Origin of the sequence: Halobacillus sp. Marseille-Q1614, assembly GCF_902809865.1 — a bacterium.
Classification (GTDB): Bacteria; Bacillota; Bacilli; order Bacillales; family Halobacillaceae; genus Halobacillus_A.
Genome location: NZ_CADDWH010000001.1, coordinates 2862479 through 2882044 on the forward strand (window position 1 = coordinate 2862479; position 19566 = coordinate 2882044).

The 19566-nt window shown below is 44.4% G+C and carries 21 protein-coding genes; 8 read left to right on the forward strand and 13 right to left on the reverse strand.

The features are described from left to right. Positions 1-7: 7 nt before the first annotated feature. Together HUS26_RS14250 and acpS are read right to left on the reverse strand one after the other, a co-directional pair. Positions 8-1504, reverse strand: a complete 1497-nt coding sequence (locus HUS26_RS14250; RefSeq protein WP_173917765.1) for an NAD(P)H-hydrate dehydratase — start codon at positions 1502-1504, stop codon at positions 8-10. 57 nt (positions 1505-1561) lie between these two features. Beyond that, a complete protein-coding gene (gene acpS / locus HUS26_RS14255; protein ID WP_173917766.1) occupies positions 1562-1918 on the reverse strand; it encodes a holo-ACP synthase in 357 nt (118 codons plus the stop codon). A 125-nt stretch (positions 1919-2043) separates the two neighbouring features. Between acpS and HUS26_RS14260 the strand changes: the two genes are divergently transcribed. Then, a complete protein-coding gene (locus HUS26_RS14260) occupies positions 2044-2808 on the forward strand; it encodes a rhomboid family intramembrane serine protease (protein WP_173917767.1) in 765 nt (254 codons plus the stop codon). 127 nt (positions 2809-2935) lie between these two features. Here the strand turns inward: HUS26_RS14260 and HUS26_RS14265 are convergent, their stop codons facing one another. Next, positions 2936-4399, reverse strand: coding sequence for a DEAD/DEAH box helicase (locus HUS26_RS14265; protein ID WP_254434210.1), 1464 nt, complete (start codon positions 4397-4399; stop codon positions 2936-2938). Between the two features lie 365 nt (positions 4400-4764). Here HUS26_RS14265 and HUS26_RS14270 point away from each other — a divergent pair, with 365 nt between their 5' ends. Then, complete coding sequence (locus HUS26_RS14270) at positions 4765-5679, forward strand: DMT family transporter (protein ID WP_173917769.1); 915 nt, start codon at positions 4765-4767, stop codon at positions 5677-5679. A 58-nt stretch (positions 5680-5737) separates the two neighbouring features. After that, complete coding sequence (locus HUS26_RS14275) at positions 5738-6601, forward strand: DegV family protein (RefSeq protein WP_173917770.1); 864 nt, start codon at positions 5738-5740, stop codon at positions 6599-6601. A 233-nt stretch (positions 6602-6834) separates the two neighbouring features. On the opposite strand, the gene HUS26_RS14280 is transcribed toward HUS26_RS14275, so the two are convergent. The 9 genes from HUS26_RS14280 to HUS26_RS14315 all read right to left on the reverse strand — a co-directional run bounded on the left by HUS26_RS14280 (position 6835) and on the right by HUS26_RS14315 (position 14304). Continuing rightward, the gene (locus tag HUS26_RS14280) at positions 6835-8043 is read right to left on the reverse strand and encodes an MFS transporter (protein ID WP_173918862.1); all 1209 of its coding nucleotides are present in this window, start codon (positions 8041-8043) and stop codon (positions 6835-6837) included. Between the two features lie 80 nt (positions 8044-8123). Then, positions 8124-8816 carry a carboxylesterase gene (locus tag HUS26_RS14285; RefSeq protein ID WP_173917771.1) on the reverse strand — a complete coding sequence of 231 codons (693 nt, stop codon included), beginning with the start codon at positions 8814-8816 and terminating at the stop codon, positions 8124-8126. Positions 8817-9020: 204 nt separating this feature from the next. Beyond that, entirely contained in the window at positions 9021-9455 is a 435-nt protein-coding gene (locus tag HUS26_RS14290) for a YppG family protein (RefSeq protein WP_173917772.1), read from the reverse strand. 97 nt (positions 9456-9552) lie between these two features. Continuing rightward, positions 9553-9834: a glutaredoxin family protein gene (locus tag HUS26_RS14295; RefSeq protein WP_173917773.1), complete on the reverse strand. Its 282-nt coding sequence runs from the start codon at positions 9832-9834 to the stop codon at positions 9553-9555. Between the two features lie 94 nt (positions 9835-9928). Next, on the reverse strand, positions 9929-10555 hold the full coding sequence (locus HUS26_RS14300; protein ID WP_173917774.1) for an SDR family oxidoreductase: 627 nt from the start codon (positions 10553-10555) through the stop codon (positions 9929-9931). 150 nt (positions 10556-10705) lie between these two features. Then, entirely contained in the window at positions 10706-12511 is a 1806-nt protein-coding gene (abc-f, locus tag HUS26_RS14305; RefSeq protein ID WP_173917775.1) for a ribosomal protection-like ABC-F family protein, read from the reverse strand. A 109-nt stretch (positions 12512-12620) separates the two neighbouring features. Then, entirely contained in the window at positions 12621-12725 is a 105-nt protein-coding gene (locus tag HUS26_RS20175) for an RAxF-45 family protein (RefSeq protein WP_305792009.1), read from the reverse strand. A gap of 62 nt (positions 12726-12787) precedes the next feature. Further along, a complete protein-coding gene (locus HUS26_RS14310) occupies positions 12788-13249 on the reverse strand; it encodes a MarR family winged helix-turn-helix transcriptional regulator (protein ID WP_173917776.1) in 462 nt (153 codons plus the stop codon). Positions 13250-13359: 110 nt separating this feature from the next. Beyond that, positions 13360-14304, reverse strand: coding sequence for a YegS/Rv2252/BmrU family lipid kinase (locus tag HUS26_RS14315; RefSeq protein WP_173917777.1), 945 nt, complete (start codon positions 14302-14304; stop codon positions 13360-13362). A 140-nt stretch (positions 14305-14444) separates the two neighbouring features. Between HUS26_RS14315 and HUS26_RS14320 the strand changes: the two genes are divergently transcribed. The 5 genes from HUS26_RS14320 (at position 14445) to HUS26_RS14340 (ending at position 19013) form a co-directional block, all read left to right on the forward strand. Then, entirely contained in the window at positions 14445-14873 is a 429-nt protein-coding gene (locus HUS26_RS14320; protein WP_173917778.1) for a MarR family winged helix-turn-helix transcriptional regulator, read from the forward strand. Between the two features lie 399 nt (positions 14874-15272). Continuing rightward, a complete protein-coding gene (locus HUS26_RS14325) occupies positions 15273-15947 on the forward strand; it encodes a hypothetical protein (RefSeq protein WP_173917779.1) in 675 nt (224 codons plus the stop codon). 13 nt (positions 15948-15960) lie between these two features. Further along, on the forward strand, positions 15961-17229 hold the full coding sequence (locus tag HUS26_RS14330) for an efflux RND transporter periplasmic adaptor subunit (protein WP_173917780.1): 1269 nt from the start codon (positions 15961-15963) through the stop codon (positions 17227-17229). A 114-nt stretch (positions 17230-17343) separates the two neighbouring features. Continuing rightward, a complete protein-coding gene (locus tag HUS26_RS14335) occupies positions 17344-18348 on the forward strand; it encodes an LLM class flavin-dependent oxidoreductase (RefSeq protein ID WP_173917781.1) in 1005 nt (334 codons plus the stop codon). A gap of 14 nt (positions 18349-18362) precedes the next feature. Further along, positions 18363-19013 (forward strand): VOC family protein, encoded by a 651-nt coding sequence (locus HUS26_RS14340; protein WP_173917782.1) that lies wholly within the window; start codon positions 18363-18365, stop codon positions 19011-19013. Between the two features lie 241 nt (positions 19014-19254). Here the strand turns inward: HUS26_RS14340 and HUS26_RS14345 are convergent, their stop codons facing one another. Then, positions 19255-19509, reverse strand: coding sequence for a DUF2164 domain-containing protein (locus HUS26_RS14345; protein ID WP_173917783.1), 255 nt, complete (start codon positions 19507-19509; stop codon positions 19255-19257). Between the last annotated feature and the right edge of the window lie 57 nt (positions 19510-19566).

The window sequence follows — 19566 nt, forward strand, 5'->3', positions numbered from 1 at the left end:
GGATGTTTTAAGAAAATGCACGAAAGGTCTGGGATAACCCCTCAATCAGATCGCCAGCCAGAAGCCCCCTTGTAGAATGCTCACCGGCTGTCAACATCTCCGCGGTAAACCCGTGGATGACACAGCCATTGGCTAGAGCATCAAACACAGAATCAGACTGAAGGATAAGAGCCAGCAGTACTCCTGAGAGGACATCACCGCTTCCTCCTTTTGCCAGGCCGTCATTTCCTGACGTATCGACCCGCTGTCTGCCGTCAGGGGCTGTGATAATTGTATTTGGCCCTTTCAGCACAACGTAAACACCGTAACGGCAGGCAAAATCTCGGCTGATGGAAAAAGGTGAAGCTAAAATCTCAGGAATCGAGCGGCCGGTTAAGTGGGCGAACTCCCCTGGGTGCGGCGTTACAACGATCGGACGGTCCGGACCAGGCATCGTTCCTAACTTTTCTTTTAGATGGTAGAGGCCGTCTGCATCAATAAGCAAAGGGCCGTCTGTCCCATTAAGCAGCTCGTCTAATAAAAAGGAACTCTTTTCCTCTCTGCCGATTCCCATACCGAAAGCTGCTCCGTCAAACCCGGAAAAGTCCATGGCCTCCCCACCGTCTGCCAGAGGAAAGTACATAGCCTCCTGGACAAATGAGGTGACGAGCGGGACGGCGTTTTTGGGCGTTGCGATAGTTAATAAGCCAATCCCGCTTCTCAAAGCCGCTCGTGCCGTCATCGCAATCGATCCAGGCATATGAAAGGCTCCGCCTACGGCTAATCCTTTGCCGTGACTGCCTTTATGAGATAAAGCTTGTCTGTCAGGCAAAGTCGATTTGACGTTTTCCACCTGCCAATGGCTGCGTTTTGGATCGGAAAGAATCGAAGAAGGCAGACCGATCTCTACTATGCTCCACTCACCATAAAAAGGGCTTGTATGCTCTAAGAAGACGCTTTGTTTCGGAGCCGCGATGATGACGGTAAAATCTGCTTGAATACCATCAAATTCGGTCACTCCTTCATCAGCAGGCACACCGCTTGGAATATCCACGGCGATCGTATAGGCTTCATGCTCATTTACGAGCGGAATGATTTCATCAAACGGAGGGCGGAGTTTTCCTTTTACACCAATCCCTAACATCGAATCAATCACAATATCGGCCTCACGCAGGGCTGTCTTCCATGACTGAACATCTTCGAGATGCTGGACTGTATACCCGGAATGGACAAACAGTTCCTTATGAACGAGGGCATCTCCTTTGATTTTCTCATTAGGTACAACCTGCCAGGCCTGTACACGATAGCCACGATTGAGCAGGGTACGGGCAATTACAAAGCCGTCACCTCCGTTATTCCCTCCGCCAATTAAGACCATCACCCGATCACCCGGCTGAAGCTTTCGTTCCAAGTCACTGCACACCGCACGTCCAGCATTTTCCATCAGCATCGCCCCCGGCATTCCAGCTGACTCTATTGCTAAACGATCCCACTCGTACATTTCCTGCGCGGTCACAATATCCATTCGTTCCCTCCTACCCGCATTACCATGCTATGAATAAATGTATGTAAATATGTCCATTCACACTTCCTCAAGGATGACTTGGGCAATCGCCTGGTGCTGGCTGTGAGAAATAGCGATCCAGATATTATAACTCTCATAGCCATTCACTTTCATCTGTGGCGCTCCATTTGAATCCGGAAGTATTTCTATATCGTGAAAGCTTAAGCGCCCGATGCCAGTCCCGGCGGCTTTAGAAAAAGCTTCTTTCGCAGCAAAACGCCCCGCGAAAAATTCAATTTGCCGCTGCCCTTTTAACTTATTAAAAAATTGCTGTTCATTGTCAGTTAAAATTCGTTGAACCATACGTGGATTTCGACTTATACTTTGATTAATACGCTCAAGGTCGATCAAATCCACACCAATCCCTTTAATCATCTTTTCATCTTCCTTTTCGTAAGTTGTTTGTAGTATACCCGATCTTTTCCTTTGTTAAAAAAGAATACTAGATTAGAAATTCGATTATAGTAGATATAGAATACGTTAAAAAGGAGAGCCCGCTAATGTTTGTGCGTACGGAAAGCTTTCAGGAATTCTTGAAATTTTACCCGATTGTTTCGGCTCTGGTCGCCATCCACCTTGGGTTATGGCTGTTCATTGATGTTTTTCAGCTGGGGCCTGCGCTGGAATTTTACCGCTTCGGCATCGGAAATAATTATTTAGTAGGACAGGGAGAATACTGGAGAATCATTACGCCTATCTTTTTGCACGCCGGATTTACCCACGCGCTGTTTAATTCATTTTCACTTGTATTGTTCGGTCCAGCACTGGAGCAAATGCTCGGCAAAGTTAAGTTCATTCTCATGTATATAGCAGCCGGAGCGTTTGGAAATATCGGAACTTACCTGATTGCCCCGAATGAATTTTATCTTCACTTAGGAGCTTCAGGAGCAATTTTCGGCCTTTTTGGTGTCTACCTCTATATGTACTTCAACAGAAAAGAACTGCTCGGCCCGGCCAATTCCCAAATCGTTATGGTGATTTTAATACTAGGCCTGTTTATGACGTTCACACGCTCAGGCATCAATGTATGGGCTCACCTATTCGGCCTGATTGGAGGCTTTGCGCTAGCGCCGCCTCTTCTTAAAGGAGCACGTCCGTTTTCTATTTGGCAAAACCGGGCGAAGCATTCAAAAGCCGCCAGCGGCGACATCGCGTTTAATCCGAACCGCTGGAAGCGAAAGCAGACGTTTAAAACGTACGGTAAGTATATTTTCTGGGGAGCGATTCTCTTTCTCGCCGCATTAGCTTTGTTTGGACGCTTGTAATTTGGTGGTCAGGCGCTAAAAAGCAGCTCGCTTTTAAGCGGCCCCAAACGATGTGGCATTTCATAAAGGTTCAAAAAAAATCCCTTGGAGAAAACGAATCTTCTCCGAGGGATTTTATTATCTCTTATTAGTTAGAGCTGCGGTTTTTTTGGAAACTTCTGTTGCTCTTCCCTTTGAAATTACGAGATTTCTGCTTGTTAAATGGACGCTTGCCTTCTTTACGGTAAGGCTTCTTGCTGCCCTTGCCTTTACCACTGCGCTGAGCACCTTTTACACTGATCGGCTGAACAGAGCTTAAACGGACAGGCACTTCACTGCGCTCTTTCGTCATCAGTTTAAGTGCTGCTGCTACGATCGTAGACGCATCATGCTGTTCCAGCAATTCATTAGCGGAATTCTGGAACTTGGAAAGGTCCTGTTTCTCCATCGTATCGACAAGATTTTCAACAGCTACCTGCTGCTGACCGCGGCGCGCTTCATCAGAAGAAGGTACGCTCATGCGCTCCACTTTCTTCTTCGTTAATTTTTCAATTAAATTAAGCTGCGCTTTTTCACGCGGTGTAACAAAGGAAATGGATTCCCCTTTACGTCCGGCACGGCCAGTACGTCCGATACGGTGCACATAGCTTTCAGGATCCTGCGGAATATCAAAGTTGTAAACGTGAGAAACGTCTGAGATATCAAGTCCACGGGCTGCAACGTCTGTTGCTACAAGGATTTCAATACGGCCTTTCTTAAATTTATTAAGAACGGACATACGCTTACCTTGCGTTAAGTCACCATGAATTCCTTCCGCACGAAAACCGCGGGCCTGCAATCCATCAGACAGCTCATCGACACGGCGCTTCGTACGGCCGAATACGATCGCTAAAGCTGGTGCGTGAATATCAAGAAGACGTGTAAGTGTATCGAACTTATGTTTTTCAGGGATCTCTACATAATACTGTTCGATATTTTCTACTGTCATTTCTTTTGCTTTAACTTTAACTTCTTCCGGGCTCTTCATAAGGGTTGTTGCGATATTGCGGATTTCTTTCGGCATTGTCGCAGAGAAAAGCAGTGTTTGGCGATGCTCAGGCAATGCTTTTAGAATATCACGAATATCATCGATGAATCCCATGTTCAGCATTTCGTCTGCTTCATCTAGTACTGCCGTGTGTACGTACTCAAGCTTAATCGTTTTGCGGCGGATGTGATCAAGTAAACGACCTGGTGTCGCCACAACAATGTGATTATCTTTCAGTGCACGGATTTGGCGATCCATGTTAGACCCGCCATAAATAGGAAGGGTGCGGATGCCTTTATTTTTACCAAGACGGTTGATTTCTTCGGCAACCTGAATCGCAAGCTCACGTGTAGGCGCTACGACAAGCCCTTGAACTTTCCGGATGTCTTTATCGATCTTTTCGATCATTGGAATACCAAATGCTGCTGTTTTACCCGTACCTGTCTGCGCCTGGCCGATAACATCTTTACCTTGTAACCCAAGCGGAATTGTTTGCTCTTGAATCGGTGTGGTTTCTTCAAAGCCCATATTGTCTAAAGCTTTTAAAACGGGTTTTGATAAACCTAATGAATTGAATGTTGTCACTATAATTCCATACTCCTTTTTATATATAAAATGAAACTTCGTTCTCTTATATGGGCAGTTCATCGTATCATTGAGGGGATTCCGAGCCCTCCATTTATATGTTCCTCTTTAAGTTTCCACAGTACCACTAAAGGAAAAGACTACCCCTGAAAGATCACGAAATCTTCTACCTCTATTATGATTAAGACATGTAAAAAAAGCCTCCAGTTCCTTCCGACTACGGAGAGGCTTCCAAGCACCTGCCTGATAGATTCATTCATCATAACACACATAGCATTATTAATTCTACACATTTTTGTTATGCTTTTCAAACCCATCAATGATAAAATTAAGAAAGCCATTTAATTGTAGAGGGGGATGTTCCTATGGAAAAACCTCCATTTCATCCATATATATTATTAATCATTGGTGTCATCTCTATTTCAACATCAGCTATTTTCGTCAAACTGGCAGGAGATGCGCCAGCTTCCATTACTGCTTTTTACCGGCTTTTTATTGCATTCGCTATATTAGCCCCCTATGTACTGATGAAGCATATGAGAGATCTTGTGCAAATCGCCTGGAAAGACTGGGTGTTTGCAGCATTATCGGGAATCTTTCTGGCCCTGCATTTTATCATGTGGTTTGAATCGTTAAATTATACTTCTGTCGCAAGTTCTGTTGTATTAGTTTCGATGCAGCCCATTTTTGCATTTATCGGGACGTATTTATTTTATCATGAGAGATTTTCCGCAGGTGCTGTGCTCAGCATGCTGATCGCCATTACCGGAAGCGTCATCATCAGCTGGGGTGACTTCCAAATAAACGGGCTCGCCTTATGGGGAGACATGTTGGCCCTGCTTGGAGCGGTCACGGTAACCGGCTACTTTCTCGTCGGGCAGAATTTGCGAAAGCGTCTTTCCCTGACATCCTATACGTTTGTCGTCTACGGGGTGGCTGCTTTAATCCTTCTGCTTTATAACGTCGCTCTTCAAGTTCCTTTCACCGGGTATTCATCTGATCAGTGGATGATGTTCCTGGCACTTGCGATCATACCCACTTTCTTCGGACACTCTTTATTCAACTGGTCGTTAAGGTGGGTAAGTGCTTCAAAAATTTCGATGAGTATTTTAATCGAACCGATTGGAGCTTCTATATTGGCTTACTTTATACTTGATGAAATGATTTCGTCCTCCCAGTGGCTCGGCGGTTCTATCGTATTATTTGGACTTATGCTCTTCATTATCAGCACGAAAAAAATGATGAAGCCAAAAATCACCCACCTTCCAAATAAAGAATAGCCAGCAGCTTTGTTATACTGGTTCTAACAGATAAATACTCTTGAGAGCAGGTGAACAAATGACGATTCAAATGATTATTGACGGTGGAGCTGATCTCCCGGATTCTATGATCGAACAGCATCAATTAAAGGTTGTTCCCCTTAACATTCATTTTGGGGAAGAGCAGTACAAAACAGGAATAACTATGGATTTACCCGCTTTCTATAAAAAATTAAACAGAACCGACGTCTGGCCTACTTCATCCTCTCCAAGCCCGCAGGACTTTTATGAAAAGTACAAGGAAGTCCACCCTTCTGTACCTATACTGGTTCTCGCTTTAACACAAGGCTTAAGCTCCACTTATAATAGTGCCGTGATCGGACGTAACATGCTGCTTGAAGAAGAGCCTGACCGCCCGATTGCCGTTTTAAATACAAAAACCGCTTCCTGCGGGATTGCATTGCTTGTGGATGAAGCCGCCCGTCAAATTGAGCGGGGAGCCGAGTTTTCACATATAGTGGCTCATATGGAAAAAAAGATCGAGCAGACGACGACCTTGTTTGTTTTAAAAACTCTCGAGAATGTTATACGCGGCGGGCGCCTTGACCGTGTCAAAGGAACAATTGCAAAGACCTTAAACATTAAGCTTCTCATGAAGGCTACCGATGACGAAGGTTCGATTGAAGTTACGGAAAAAGTACGGGGGAACAAAAAGGCCATCCGCCGGTTTATTGAGCAGATCGGTGAATATACTCATCAGTTTGAAGACAAGGTGATCGCTTTATCTCACAGCAACGATGAAGCTTACGGCCAAAAGGTTTTGAAATCCATTAAAGAAAAATATCCTTTTAAAGATTCAATATTTACAGAAACAGGGCCGCTCATTTCTACTTATGCTGGAGAAAGCGGACTCGTGATTGCTTTTTTCAGGGATGATTCTTAATTAATAGTTGTTGAACACGAAACTGTGGACTTCACAGAAAACGCAAGGGGTTCTACGAGACTCCTGCTTAAAGAACGGGGGGCCACGAGCGAAGAGGCTTGACCGTTCGTCTGCGGAAGGTAAGCAGGACTCCCTTTTAGTATTAAAAACTAAATAAACATATTGTTTTAGCAAGACCCTGTTTTAAAGCACCCTAAAAAGCCCAAGAGCTGTTTAACAGCTCTTGGGCTTTTTTAATGGTAATCTTTATAATTCGGTTGAGGAGAAAGCAGCGCTAACACAGCGGCTGTTAAAGGAAATAGAATGGTTAATAAAATAACCTCCTGATATCCTCCAAGCCAGTCATAAAAGATACCAAACGGCAGAGGTCCGAGCGCAGAGCCAGTGACCATTACTGTTTGAGCGAGCCCTTTAATGCTCCCTAAGTGCTGACGCCCGAAGTAATTTGGCCAGACGATATTTAATACGATACGTTCAAACCCGTTTACGATTCCCCAGACTATTCCAAATCCAATAGCAAGCCACCAGGAATTCGAAAAAAATAAAACGAGCAGTGTGGCTATATGGCCAAAGAAAGTAATTGCTAATATGTAGTGCACTTTTACCCTGTCGACTAAATAACCGACCACAAACGTAACCGGAAAACCAACGATCGCCATTAAAGCTAGTACTGTCGCGGCGGTTCCTGTACCCAGTCCTTTAATCTCCATAATAGAAACAAGGTGAAAGGTAACAGCTGTATTAACGAGGGCCGGCACGATCACACAAAAGAGAATAAACCAGAATGCACGGGTCTTCATCGCTTCTTTCAGCGTCCAGCTGATTTCATTAACCTCAATATGTGGTTCCGCTTCCTCAATTCCCGCCCGCTTTATTATCCCATCCGGAACCTCTCCTATATCTTCAGGCTGATTACGGACGAACATATAGGCCAGAGGTACAAATAAGCAGAGGAGGACCGTCCCATATATCCCCCAGGTCATTCTCCATCCTGCCTCTTCAATTAAAAAAGCATTTAACGGAGGAAATAAAGCAGAACTGGTGAATCCTCCAATGGCCATAACGCTTAACGCTCTGCCGCGCTTATGAATAAACCACTGTGGAACAAGCGTATTTGGTATTAATGTCATGGATCCCTGACCTAACAAACGAATGAGAAAGAAGCCTACAAACATCATAATAGGTCCCATTATTAAAGCATTCCAAAACAGGGCCAGTGCAAGCAGGCCTCCTACCGCCGCCATCATGATCCGCTGCCCTAACCGGTCAATCACGCGGCCGACAAGAAACAAAGTGAAACCGGCCAAGAGGGTAGCCGTAGAATATAACCCGGAAACGAGTGATCGGGAATATTCAAAATCCTCTATATAGTAATCAATAAATATTGAAATTGAATAGGTCTGACCCGGCCCTGAAAAGAAAACACTAAGGCCGGCCACCATGACGATGACCCACCCATAGTAAAATCGTGTATGTATAGGAGCCTGTCCCGACTTTTTATTCAAGCGGACCTTCTCCTTTCTTATAAGTCCATGGCAAATTTCAGGACGTTTTCAAATAATACATCACAATCTTCCCCGTGACAGACTAAATGCTTGGACTTCGGCAAGAAGACCAGTTCCTTTACAGGAGATTTAATTTCCTTATCCAAGAAGTTGGCTGCTTTGCTCGGCACCATGCCATCGAGCTGGCCTTGCATAATGAGCGTCGGGCACTGGATATCCTTTAAATAAGGTTTCGTAAATTCTACACAACGCATAAATTCCAGACTCGAAAGAAAATACGTTTGGGTGATCTTCGTCCGGTAGCGCAGGAAGAGCTCATTCGATGATAAAGACCCCCTCCACGCATCTCCCACGATTCCAAACATATCCTTAATCATCTGCCCGAAACTAATATATTTCAAAGCAGCTGACAGCAATACGAGCCGGTCTACTTTATATTTTGCCGCCAAATATGAAGCAATCATCCCGCCCATCGAAAAGCCGATCAAGATAATATGGTCGTATTTTTTTCTCAGTTCAATGAGGGCGAGCTCCGCTGTGGCAATCCACTCCTGGTAGTAGTGCCCACGTAAATTGAGGCGTTCCCCATGGCCCGGCAGTGTCGGCGCCTCAATATGCCAGTTCGTATGCTCCTGAAGGTAATCCACCAGGGGCTCGACTTCTGCGGGGCTTCCTGTATACCCATGAATACACAAACAAGCAGTTGCCATTTCCTTCACCATCTTTCTTATGCAAAACTCTGGTAAATTTTTATTTTTCGGGGAATCCACTCCCTTTCCACAGACGAACCGTCAAGCCTCCTCGCTCGCGCCTCACTGCGGAGACTTGCCAGCCGTTTTTTAAGCAGGAGGTGTCGCAGATTCCACTTCTAATCATATAAATTACCAAGCATTATGTAAAAAAGGGTGCGTTCGTCAGCGCATCCCTTTTACAAACGATCCTATTCCTTTAACTACCGGAGAGACTTGCTGAATCGTCTGCATTACTTGGCCAGTAGTTGACATCATCTTGTCAAAATCAATCTGGCCTTTATCGTCCTGAAAATACGACATCAGGTTCTTTTTCATAAACCCGTTTGCTCCACCCTCATTATAACCTGGATACCCATAACCATACATGTAAGAAGGATCATATCCCTGCTCCCAGCCGTATGTCTGTGCAGCGCCGCCGCTGTTGCCCTGAGACGCAAATGCCGGCTGAGCCTGAGGGCTGCTGTAAGGCATATAGGATGACTGTGGTGTCTGGGTCATATTCTGGTTCATAAATGGAGGGTAATTCCGGTACATTTCCTGATAAAAATAGGAATTGTCGGGTGGCTGCCAATAATAATTAGTTGAATATGGATACATAAGAGGACCACCTTTGCTAATTACTACTACAGCCTATGCCCACATCGTTTAAAAAGTGTAAAAAAAATCAAGTGATCATTGTAATCACTTGGAGCTTTTAAGAAAAATTTAAGTGGTTTAGTTGATGAAAGCGTCCTGTATCTTGAATGCCCAGCGTCCGTTTAAGTTTTCTCTCCTGGTAACCAAGCACTTTCTCGTCATTAATAAAGGTAGCCGGTGTTCCATACACATTTTGGCTCTGAAGTTCTTTGAAGTAGGTTCTATCATCAGAAATATTTCTCTCTTCGAAATCGATATTCCATTCCGATAGCTTTTTAATGACCTTTTCACATTGAGAGCATTGATTACTAGTATAAACGATAACTTTATGCTGACTCATAGTTGAACCTCCTCTACCTGGCCTACACTGCGTGTCAATATTTTATTACCCGCCTTATTTACGATTTAAACGTGTTTGAAACATTTCTGTAACATTAGCGGATATCTTCAATTGCCTGATCGCCAGAGACTAAATCGTAACTCTTTTGTTCGGCTCCCGGTACGGTTAACAGGCGGACAATCGTTGCTGCCACATCTTCTCTTGAGATCTCTCCAAAATTGTTGACATGTTCTTTCAGCGTGACTCGTCCCGTCCCCTCATCGTTCGTCAGGGCACCAGGTCTTACGATCGTATAGTTCAGTCCCGCTTGTTTCAAATGCTCATCCGCACGGTGTTTCGCAAAAAGATAATGACGGATGCCTGTTGGTGCTGATTCCGGACGGTCGGCAGCCATTGAGCTCAGCATTACAAAACGCTGCACCCCAAATTGCTTTGCCTTTTCTACCGCCTTAATTGCACCTTCCTGATCAATTAGAATCGTCTTATCAGCTCCGGTGTCAGGGCCTGAACCCGCTGCGAAAATAACAGCATCTATATTGTAAAAAGCCTGGTCAATCTCATTTTCAAGATTGCCAAGAACAGTAGCCGCTCCTTGTTCTTCGAAAAAAGGAACCTGGTCAGTATCTCTTACCATTGCTACTGGTTCATGTCCCGTTTCCTTTAATTTTGAAACGATATGCTTTCCTACTTTACCATTGGCTCCAATAACTAATACGCGCACTTCCTTTGCCTCCCTTTCTAAAAACAAAAAAACACAATATGTAACAATTTTAATTCCCAAATTTAGAAAAATTTAAACGCCATCGTTTGAAGCTGAGATATTACGTAATAATTAGAAACCACCTGTACTTATAGTGTACAGGTGGTTTCTTTAGTTTTTCAACCACAACTCATATAATTTGTCGATTTTTGTTTGGAGGTGACGCTTTTTATTTTCTTTCTGTTCAAGCGCCAATTCACTCTCTAAATTTACAATCTGTTCCTCATAGCTTAAAGAAGGCTGCTGCTCTTCATGAGGTCTGGCATCAACCTTCTTTTCTTTCTTATTGAGACTTTCTTCAAGCAGCTGTTCCCAGTGGCTTTTCGTTTCCTGATAGCTTCCTAAATAACGATAAAGCCGGCCATCGACTAAATAAGCTGTTTCGTCAAAGCACTGATTTAAAAAATAACGGTCGTGTGAGACCCCAATTACCGTACCTTCAAATCCTTTTAAAGCTTCTTCCAGCACTTCTTGTGACTCAATATCCAAGTGGTTGGTCGGCTCATCCAACACGAGAAGATTAATCCCCATGTGCATAAAAATCGCTAATTGCAGCCTCATGCGCTCACCACCGCTTAAGTGCCCGATTTTTGTAAAGACATCATAGCCATAAAACATAAACCCGGCGAGAATGTGGCGGGCCTGCCCTTCGGTTACAATGACGTGCTCCCGGAAATGGTCGATTAAACGGCATCCTTCATCCACATTTTTAAGCGGATGCTGCGGTAAATATCCCACTTTAATGGAGGAGCCCTGTTTGACTTCACCGTCATCCGGACTCAATTCACCGAGCAGAACCTTGATAAAAGTAGATTTCCCGCTGCCATTTGTGCCGACGACTGCCAAGCGGTCTTGAAAGCGGAGGTGAAGAGATACATCCTCCAGAACCGAGTGGTCGTCAAAAGCAAGACCGACATTTTCTGCGATCAGTACATCCCCGCCGCTTCGTTCCTTCATTTCGAGCGATAGATTCATTCGTTTCGGGTCAATCACCGGCCGGTCGATCTTCTCCATTCGCTCCATTGCCCGTTCCATGCTTTTCGCTTTTTTAAAAAGCTTCGGGTTTGGCGGATTGGCTTCATTGGCCCACTGTCTCAGACGCCGAATCGCTTCTTTCATTTTCTTTATTTTCTTCTGCTGCTCCTGATACTGCTGGAACTCGGCCAGCAGCTTCTCTTCCTTCTGCTTCTCAAACGAGCTGTAATTCCCTTTATAGCGTTCGGTATCGCCCGATTCTACATCGACGATCGTATGGACGACTGCATCTAAGAATTCACGGTCGTGCGAAATAATGCAGACAGCGCCCTTGTACTCCCGCAAATACTTTTCCAGCCACTCAATGGCATGCAAATCCAGATGATTCGTCGGTTCATCAAGCAGCAGTACATCCGGCTTTTCTAGTAAAATTTTCGCAAGCGACAGCTTCGTTCTTTCGCCGCCGCTCAAACGGCTGATCGGCTGCTCCAGCAAGTGACTGACTTTAAGACCATGGGCTACCTGCTGAATCATTGACTCCATTTCATAGCCGCCTTTTTCTGTAAACTGATCCTGCAGCACGCCGTATTTCTTTAACGCTTTTTCCATGCAGGCGGGATCCATCATTTTCTGCTCAAGCTGTTTCATTTCATCAAGCATCTGATGGAGCTCTGTAAATGCGCTCATTAAATAAGAGGTTCCTGAACCTTCAAAGGATTCCGGAATCTGCTTCAGATAACCAATAGACAATCCTTTTTTAATAAACAGGCTGCCTCTGTCTAAAGGCTCTTCCTTTGTAATTAATTTAAAAATTGTTGTCTTCCCACTTCCATTTCTTCCGACTAACCCAATCTTCTGGCCTTCATCTATTTCAAAGTTAAGGGACTCAAACAGTACTTTTCCCCCAATAATTTTATAGGCATCTTTTAACGTAATATACATTTATTTTTCCTCCTAAAGGCAAACAAAAAAAGCCAAAGGCCTCATGGGACCTCTGACTTTGGACGTTCGCAAATATCAAATCAGGTATGAGACGTTATCTTTTTTCTATTTAACTGCTAAAAAAGGGCATACTTCCCCCTTGGACAGTTAAATCATGAAAAAGCGCACGGTTGATATACAATAGTTCACGGTCAATTACGTGCATCGATAACATCTTCATACCTCCTTTCTTTGCCTTTAGTTAATATATATTATAGCGGAGAATGCTAATTAGTGCTAGTTCAGTTTGGCCGCATATACGCCGAGCTTTTTCAGCAGCTCAATCGCCTGTTTCTTTTCCTCATCTGACAAACCGCCGGTAATCTTTTCGATCTGCTGCCAGTGATCAGGAAAAATATCATGGAGAAGCTGTTTTCCTTTTTCATTAATAGCCGCATACGTAATTCTTCGATCACTCGGATCGGGAACACGTTCGATGTACCCTTTTTTCTCGAGCTTGTCGACTACGTATGTAATGCTTCCGCTGGCAAGTAAAATCTTTTCACCGATCTTCTGAAGCGGCTGTTCTCCTTCATGATAAAGCAGTTCCATTACACCAAATTCGGTCGGGTTGAGTCCGTATCTCTGAATGTCTTCCTTCACCAGGTCCGCAATCGCGCGGTTAGCCTTCGATAAGACGACAAACAATTTCAGCGACGGATCTTGTTTTTTTCTAAGGTATGATTCTTGTTCGTCCATATTTCTCTTCCTCTCATCCACCCTGTTTAATACGTTTAATATAACAAAGAATCGAAAATTCCTAAAGGTTTACAGTAAAAAATCCGCTTCCTCCATGGAAGCGGGTATCATTAGGACAACTCAGCCTGGGCACGTCCTTGCTCTACATTTCTCATCATTTCAAGGTCTGGGGCTAAAAAGGTAAAATGTTCTTCCAAAACGTCGATATGTGTTGGCGTCTCCCCTTTCACTTCGCCATCCATATCAATTTTCTGTGGAACTTCAACATCTATAAAGATTTCTTTTCCGCGAAGGTACGTAAGCTCTTGAAAACGATCAGGATCTGCGGATGGGTTGTTCATTGACAGAAGTTCTCGAAAGAGTGTTAAGTTCGAATTTTTCACAATTAATACATCGAGATATTTATCCTGAGGCGTCGATCCTGGTAATGGGACCTCGCGGGTTCCAACAAAGCGTCCGTTCATGATTAAAATCATCACCGCTTCCTCCTTGATCACCTCTCCGTCCACTTTTGCCGTGAAGTGAAAAGGATCCGCCTGATTCATCGTTTTAAAAGCACTGATGAAGTAGCTGAGCACGCCAAAGCGGTCTTTTTGATCTTCGTCGATATTATTGGATGTCTCCGTAATTAATCCAATGCCCCAGAAGTTAATGAAATAGTCGTCGTTCGATCTTCCGGCATCGACTTTTACTTCTTCACCGTTAATCACAGCACGCGCGGCCTGCTGCATATCCTGAGGAGTGCCAAGCACCCGGCTGAAATCATTGCACGTCCCTCCAGGCAGAATTCCTAAAACCGGCCGATGATCTTCTGTTGCTAAACAGTTAATACACTCATGTATCGTCCCGTCTCCGCCTAAAATAAAAAGCACGTCGATCTCTGGGGCATATTCACAGCACGTTTTCTTGAACTCTTCAAGGCTCTCCGTTTGAACGACAGACAACTCCTTCACCCCTTGGGAAATAATCGGCAGCGTCAGGGAGAGGTTCTGTTCAAGCTCATCGTTTCCTGCATTTGCATTATATAAAAATAAACCACGCTCATAACGAGGCATACAGTGTCCTCCTTTTAACTTCCTCTACCTAATATTGTTTCCTAAAACTTGGTGCTCAAAACATTATCTACATAAGCAGTTAGGTTTACCTCCAGGCCTTAAAGTCCTATACTAAGCCTTGATTAGGAGGCTAATTAATAATGAAACACGACTTAGAATCATTGGTAGGTTATAACATCGGCACGATATCCCACTTTATTCAAAATGAATATAACCAGCGCTTAAGCGATTATGGGGTAACCCGCTCGCAGGCCAAGGTGATCTATTTTTTAGCCGTGCACGGCCCCCAGAGCCAGAAGGATTTACAGAAACGGCTCTATATTAAAGCTTCCTCGATGAACGGCATCATAGAATCTTTAATCAAAAATGAATGCATCACAAAAGAATCCAGCCCCAACGACCGCCGGGCCAAAGTCATTCAATTAACCAAGAAAGGAAAACATATTGAGAAGGAAGTCTGGTCAATCGTCCTTGAGATAGAAGAAGAGATCGGCGAGGGATTTTCCAAAGAAGAGCATCAGGTGATTATATCCTTTCTTCAGCGTATCCAAAAGAATATACGCCCGTAGGTGCTCAAGCACGGTTTGAAGATCCTTATGACTTTTGGTATCGCCTTTTAGGATCGAAAGAAGGCTGCAGATGACGGTCGGGCAAAAATTAAAAGGAATGCCGTTGAAGCTGTCGTGCGAGTGAATACCATTTCGCTTTCCGCGGACGAACACCCGAGCCTCTTCGCGAATCCCACGCTGCAGGGTATCGGATTCCCCGTTTTTTCGCAGGAGTCTCGCGGTATTGGCTCGCACTTCCCTGAAGAGACTAATAATCTTATATAAAAACTTGAGGTATCACTCCAAACCAAAGCGTCGTTCAAACGGCGCTTTTTTCCATTTTCTGATAAAGTTTGATAGAAAGATTAAAAATTTTCGGTTACACTAAAGGGTACATGGAACATACGAAAGGTGACGGTCATGACTTATTCTATTAATCTGTTAAAGCTACTCACCCGAAGGCGGGAACAGCTGTGCACTCTGCAAAAAGCAGAACGGCTGAGAAACGGCTGGTTTACGTTTTTTATCTTACTTATCCTGACTCTTCTTACATACATATGGACTTCCTGGATTGGGCTGGGAACAGACCCCCTCTCAGGAAACGTCAACCTGCTCAGCCGCATGGACTACGAATTACATAAAACGTGGTTTCTGATAGGAAGAGCCGCATTTTCTATTGGTCTGCTCCTTGGCGTTCTGTTTTTCACCTCTCTTATATACTGGATCTTTTTTGACTTACATTATAAAAAAATAGTCATTGTCCAAATGGTGGTTTGGCTTGTCATGCTGATTGAGAGAATAACGTGGGTTCCTATTATGGTTTACCTTGGACTCGACTGGTTCGTTTCCCCTCTTTCATTTGGCGTGATGGCATCGTATTTCACTTCTATTGAATGGCTGATTTATTTCTTCGGCTGTCTATCGGTTTTTCAGATTTTCATTATTTGGTATCAAATTCATTGTATTAGCCGATTATCAACTTCAAGAAAGTGGTGGATCATCACCGGCGTCCTTTTATGGAATCTTATTCTATACGCAGCAACAGCTGCTTTATCCTATTTTGACCACTCGATTGTTACACTACTTCTTTCCTAAAGGGTGAACTGTAATGAAGAATAATCTTAGAAAGAGACTGTGGCTTGCAGGTCTGCTTCTTTTTGTAGTCACCAACAGCATTCTCTTATACGTCGACGCTGACCAAAAGATTGATAGAAAGTCTTACATAAGCAGCTGGTCGGGAACGTTTACTGATGATCTGCAGGAATCCTTAAATATCCGCGGGGTTTTCGCAGCGGCGGAGTCAAGCCCCTTATATTTTGATAAAAGCCAGGGATCCTTTGGGGAATTTTTCGTAGAAACTGGTGATGAAGTTACAGAAGGCGACGACCTGTATACCTATCAGGTCGACGATTATGAGAAACAATCAGAAGACCTGCAGCTTGAGGCCGACAAACTTCAAGAAGAGATCACAGCAATAGATACCTACATTCAGCAAGTGGAATCGATGTCGATAGAAAGCGTAGAGGCGTCGGGCACGTTTGACTTCCCGTCTTCTGCTGAAGGGGTAAATGAGGAGGAAGAGGAGCCGCAGGAGCAAGATTCCTCAGCCGTCGCCCAAATCATTAAAGAAGAAGCGATTGCCGAAAAAGAAAAAGAGCGGACCCAAAAAGAATCACAGCTTGCAATGGTGCAAGGCCAATTAGAACAGCTCACCTCAACAGGACAGACTATCACGGTGCAGAGCCCTGTTTCCGGAGTGGTAACGGATCGTTCTGAAAACCTTAGCGATCCTTTACTGACCATTTCTTCAACTGACCTTCTTGTAAAAGGGGAACTCCGGGAAGAACAACGAAAAGCTGCCGAAGAAGATATGACTGCCAAGATTACACTCACAGAAGAGAATGATCCAGTGGAGCTTGAAGGCACGGTCGATAACATTCATCCTTTTTCAAAAAATATTGATGCGAATAGAGTCAGTCAGTACCCTGTAGAAATTACCGTCCCCAAAGAGGCGGAAGGGGTTCTTCCAGGCTATCACGCAGAGGTGGAGATCATTACAGATGAATCCGCCGATGCTTTAGCCGTGCTCGAACCGGCATTAAAAACAGGAGAAAACCCTTACGTCTGGCAGATGACGACAGACGGCCTGCTCCTTTATAAGGAAGTGGAGACTGGTTTAACAGATGATGGCCGGATTGAAATCCTTAATGGTATCAAAGGCACGGCAAAGCTGGCCGTTGAGTCGGAGAATCAGTTCCGCAGCGGAACACCTTTTATTACGCCGATCGATACGGACCATCTGCATCTAAAACAATTAATGAAACAGCCTGCTTCCGTTATTAAGGAAAACATTTATTTAGGTCTGCTTAACCGCTGATCTGGCCTGTACCCTTCTTATGGAAGGGTACTTTTTTAAAAGCTTTGCAAAAGATGTTTCCTCATGACACGATATATAGTAGAAATATTTAACGTTAAAAAGGGGCGGCAAAACATGAAACTAAGCGTACTTGATCAATCCCCCATCCTTTCCGGGATGAGCCCTCAGCAAGCATTACAACAGACAACAGAGCTTGCCAAACTGACAGACGAATTGGGCTATCACCGCTTCTGGGTAGCCGAGCACCACAGCACGCAGACGCTGGCGGGTTCGGCACCGGAAATACTAGCGACACACCTGCTCGGGCAGACGAAACGAATCCGAGTAGGCACTGGCGGGATCCTTCTTCCTCATTACAGCTCCTACAAAATAGCAGAAACTTTTCGACTGCTTGAAACACTATATCCTCAGCGTGTTGATTTAGGAATCGGAAGAGCCCCCGGCGGAAAACCCAATGTCAACCTTGCATTAAACCGGGGAAGGCTTCCGAATATAGAAAATTATCCATCACAAGTGAGGGAATTAATTTCTTATCTTCATGGAGAAGATCCAGAAGGCATGGGCATTCACGCCTCTCCTTCCGGGCATACAGCGCCTCCTGTGTGGATGCTCGGCTCCAGCGGAACGAGCGCACGTGTAGCCGCAGAAATCGGTGCTTCCTATTCATTCGCCCACTTTATCAATGGCTATGGCGGGGCTAAAGCGATGAAGCGCTACACGGATTATTTCCAGCCTTCTGTCCAGCAAAGCAAGCCTGCAGGCAATGTATCGGTATTCGTCATTTGTGCCGCAACCGATTCAGAAGCTGAATATTTGGCCGCCAGCCTGGATCTGGCCCTGCTAAAAATTGAACAAGGAGACCTTCGCTCCCATTTTCCTACACCTGAGGAAGCCTTTCATTATTCTTACACGATGTTTGAAGAAGAACAGATCGCGGAAAACCGCAGCCGTATCATTGTAGGTTCTCCTGAAAGAGTAAAAGAAGAAATTGAGGACCTGGCCCGCTATTATGATGTCAATGAAGTCATTATTAATTCGATCGTTTCTCCGTTTGAAAACCGTCTTCAATCGTATCAGCTGCTGGCCGAAGCTTTTCAGTTAACAGAAAATGTTAAGTAACAGGAGGATGTTAAATGTTAGCCTTTGATCACCTCGTCATTGCTTCAGCAGACCCGAAAGCCGATCAGAAAAAGCTCATGGATACACAGCAGCTCAAAGGAGTTCCAGGCGGTCATCACACCCTCTGGGGAACATATAATGAGCTGTGCTATTTCTCGAACGACTGCTACATTGAATGGCTTGGCCTAAAATCAGCGGAGACAGCCGCGAAGTCAGAGAATCCGCTGATTCAGGAGTTTAAACAAACGTTTGATCAAGGGCTTACCGGTCCATTTCAATTTGCTTTACGAACAGATGATATGGAGGCTTACCTCAAGCATTTTAAAGAAAATGATATACCTTACAGTGGTCCATTTGACGGTCAGAGAAAGCGCCCAGACGGATCACTCTTAAAATGGCAGATGCTGTTTCCAAAAAGCCCGCTTTATCCTCTCCCTTTTCTAATTGAATGGGAAGGAAAAAACGTGCCGGCTTCAGGTGATGATATTAATTTAGTACGCTTCCTTGAGCTTAAACTTGGCAGTTCGGATCCGAAAAAAATGATGCAAGTCTTTCAGGAAATTTACCTTTTTGACAAGCCGATTGGCCAGCTGGAAAACGGCCGGCTATTAATGACTAAAGGAGAAGGAATTACTGCTGTATTTAACTCTTTTCAGATCAATTAAATAAGTCATGCTTCGCGAGGCTTTCTTAACAGCGTAAAGCGAGGCAGAATTCTGCCTCGCTTTTTAGAATCCTCCAATACTTGAAGGCAGTGATAAAGACGACAACCTGTCCCTGGCGATGTTGCTAAGGGCAGGTTGTCTTTCTATTTACTATGGGAGAGAATATGGCGGCTTCTTGAGGAAAACGAGCGGTAATTCCCCTAGTAATTTAGTTTCAATGTAAGCTGATTTTTATCTTCCTTCAGCGTCTTGGCCGGCCAGCGGGCCTTTCAAGCGACAGTAAGTCTTCATCGAGATTCATCACCTTTTGATCGACCATCTGCCGGGCGTCATGAACCCCTTTGTTATACATAAACGGTCCTAATTCCTCAACCATGAAATGCAGCAGCTGATCTGCCGCAAGCTCTCCTAATGGCTCCATCCGCTCCAGCTCAAAATATTCCTGGATACGGTCAATCATGTACTTTTTCTGTTCCGTTGATAATGAAGGATTCACGTCATCCACTCCTTTGTCCAAATCGTACCATAGATTTTTTCTGAATGAAGGATTTAA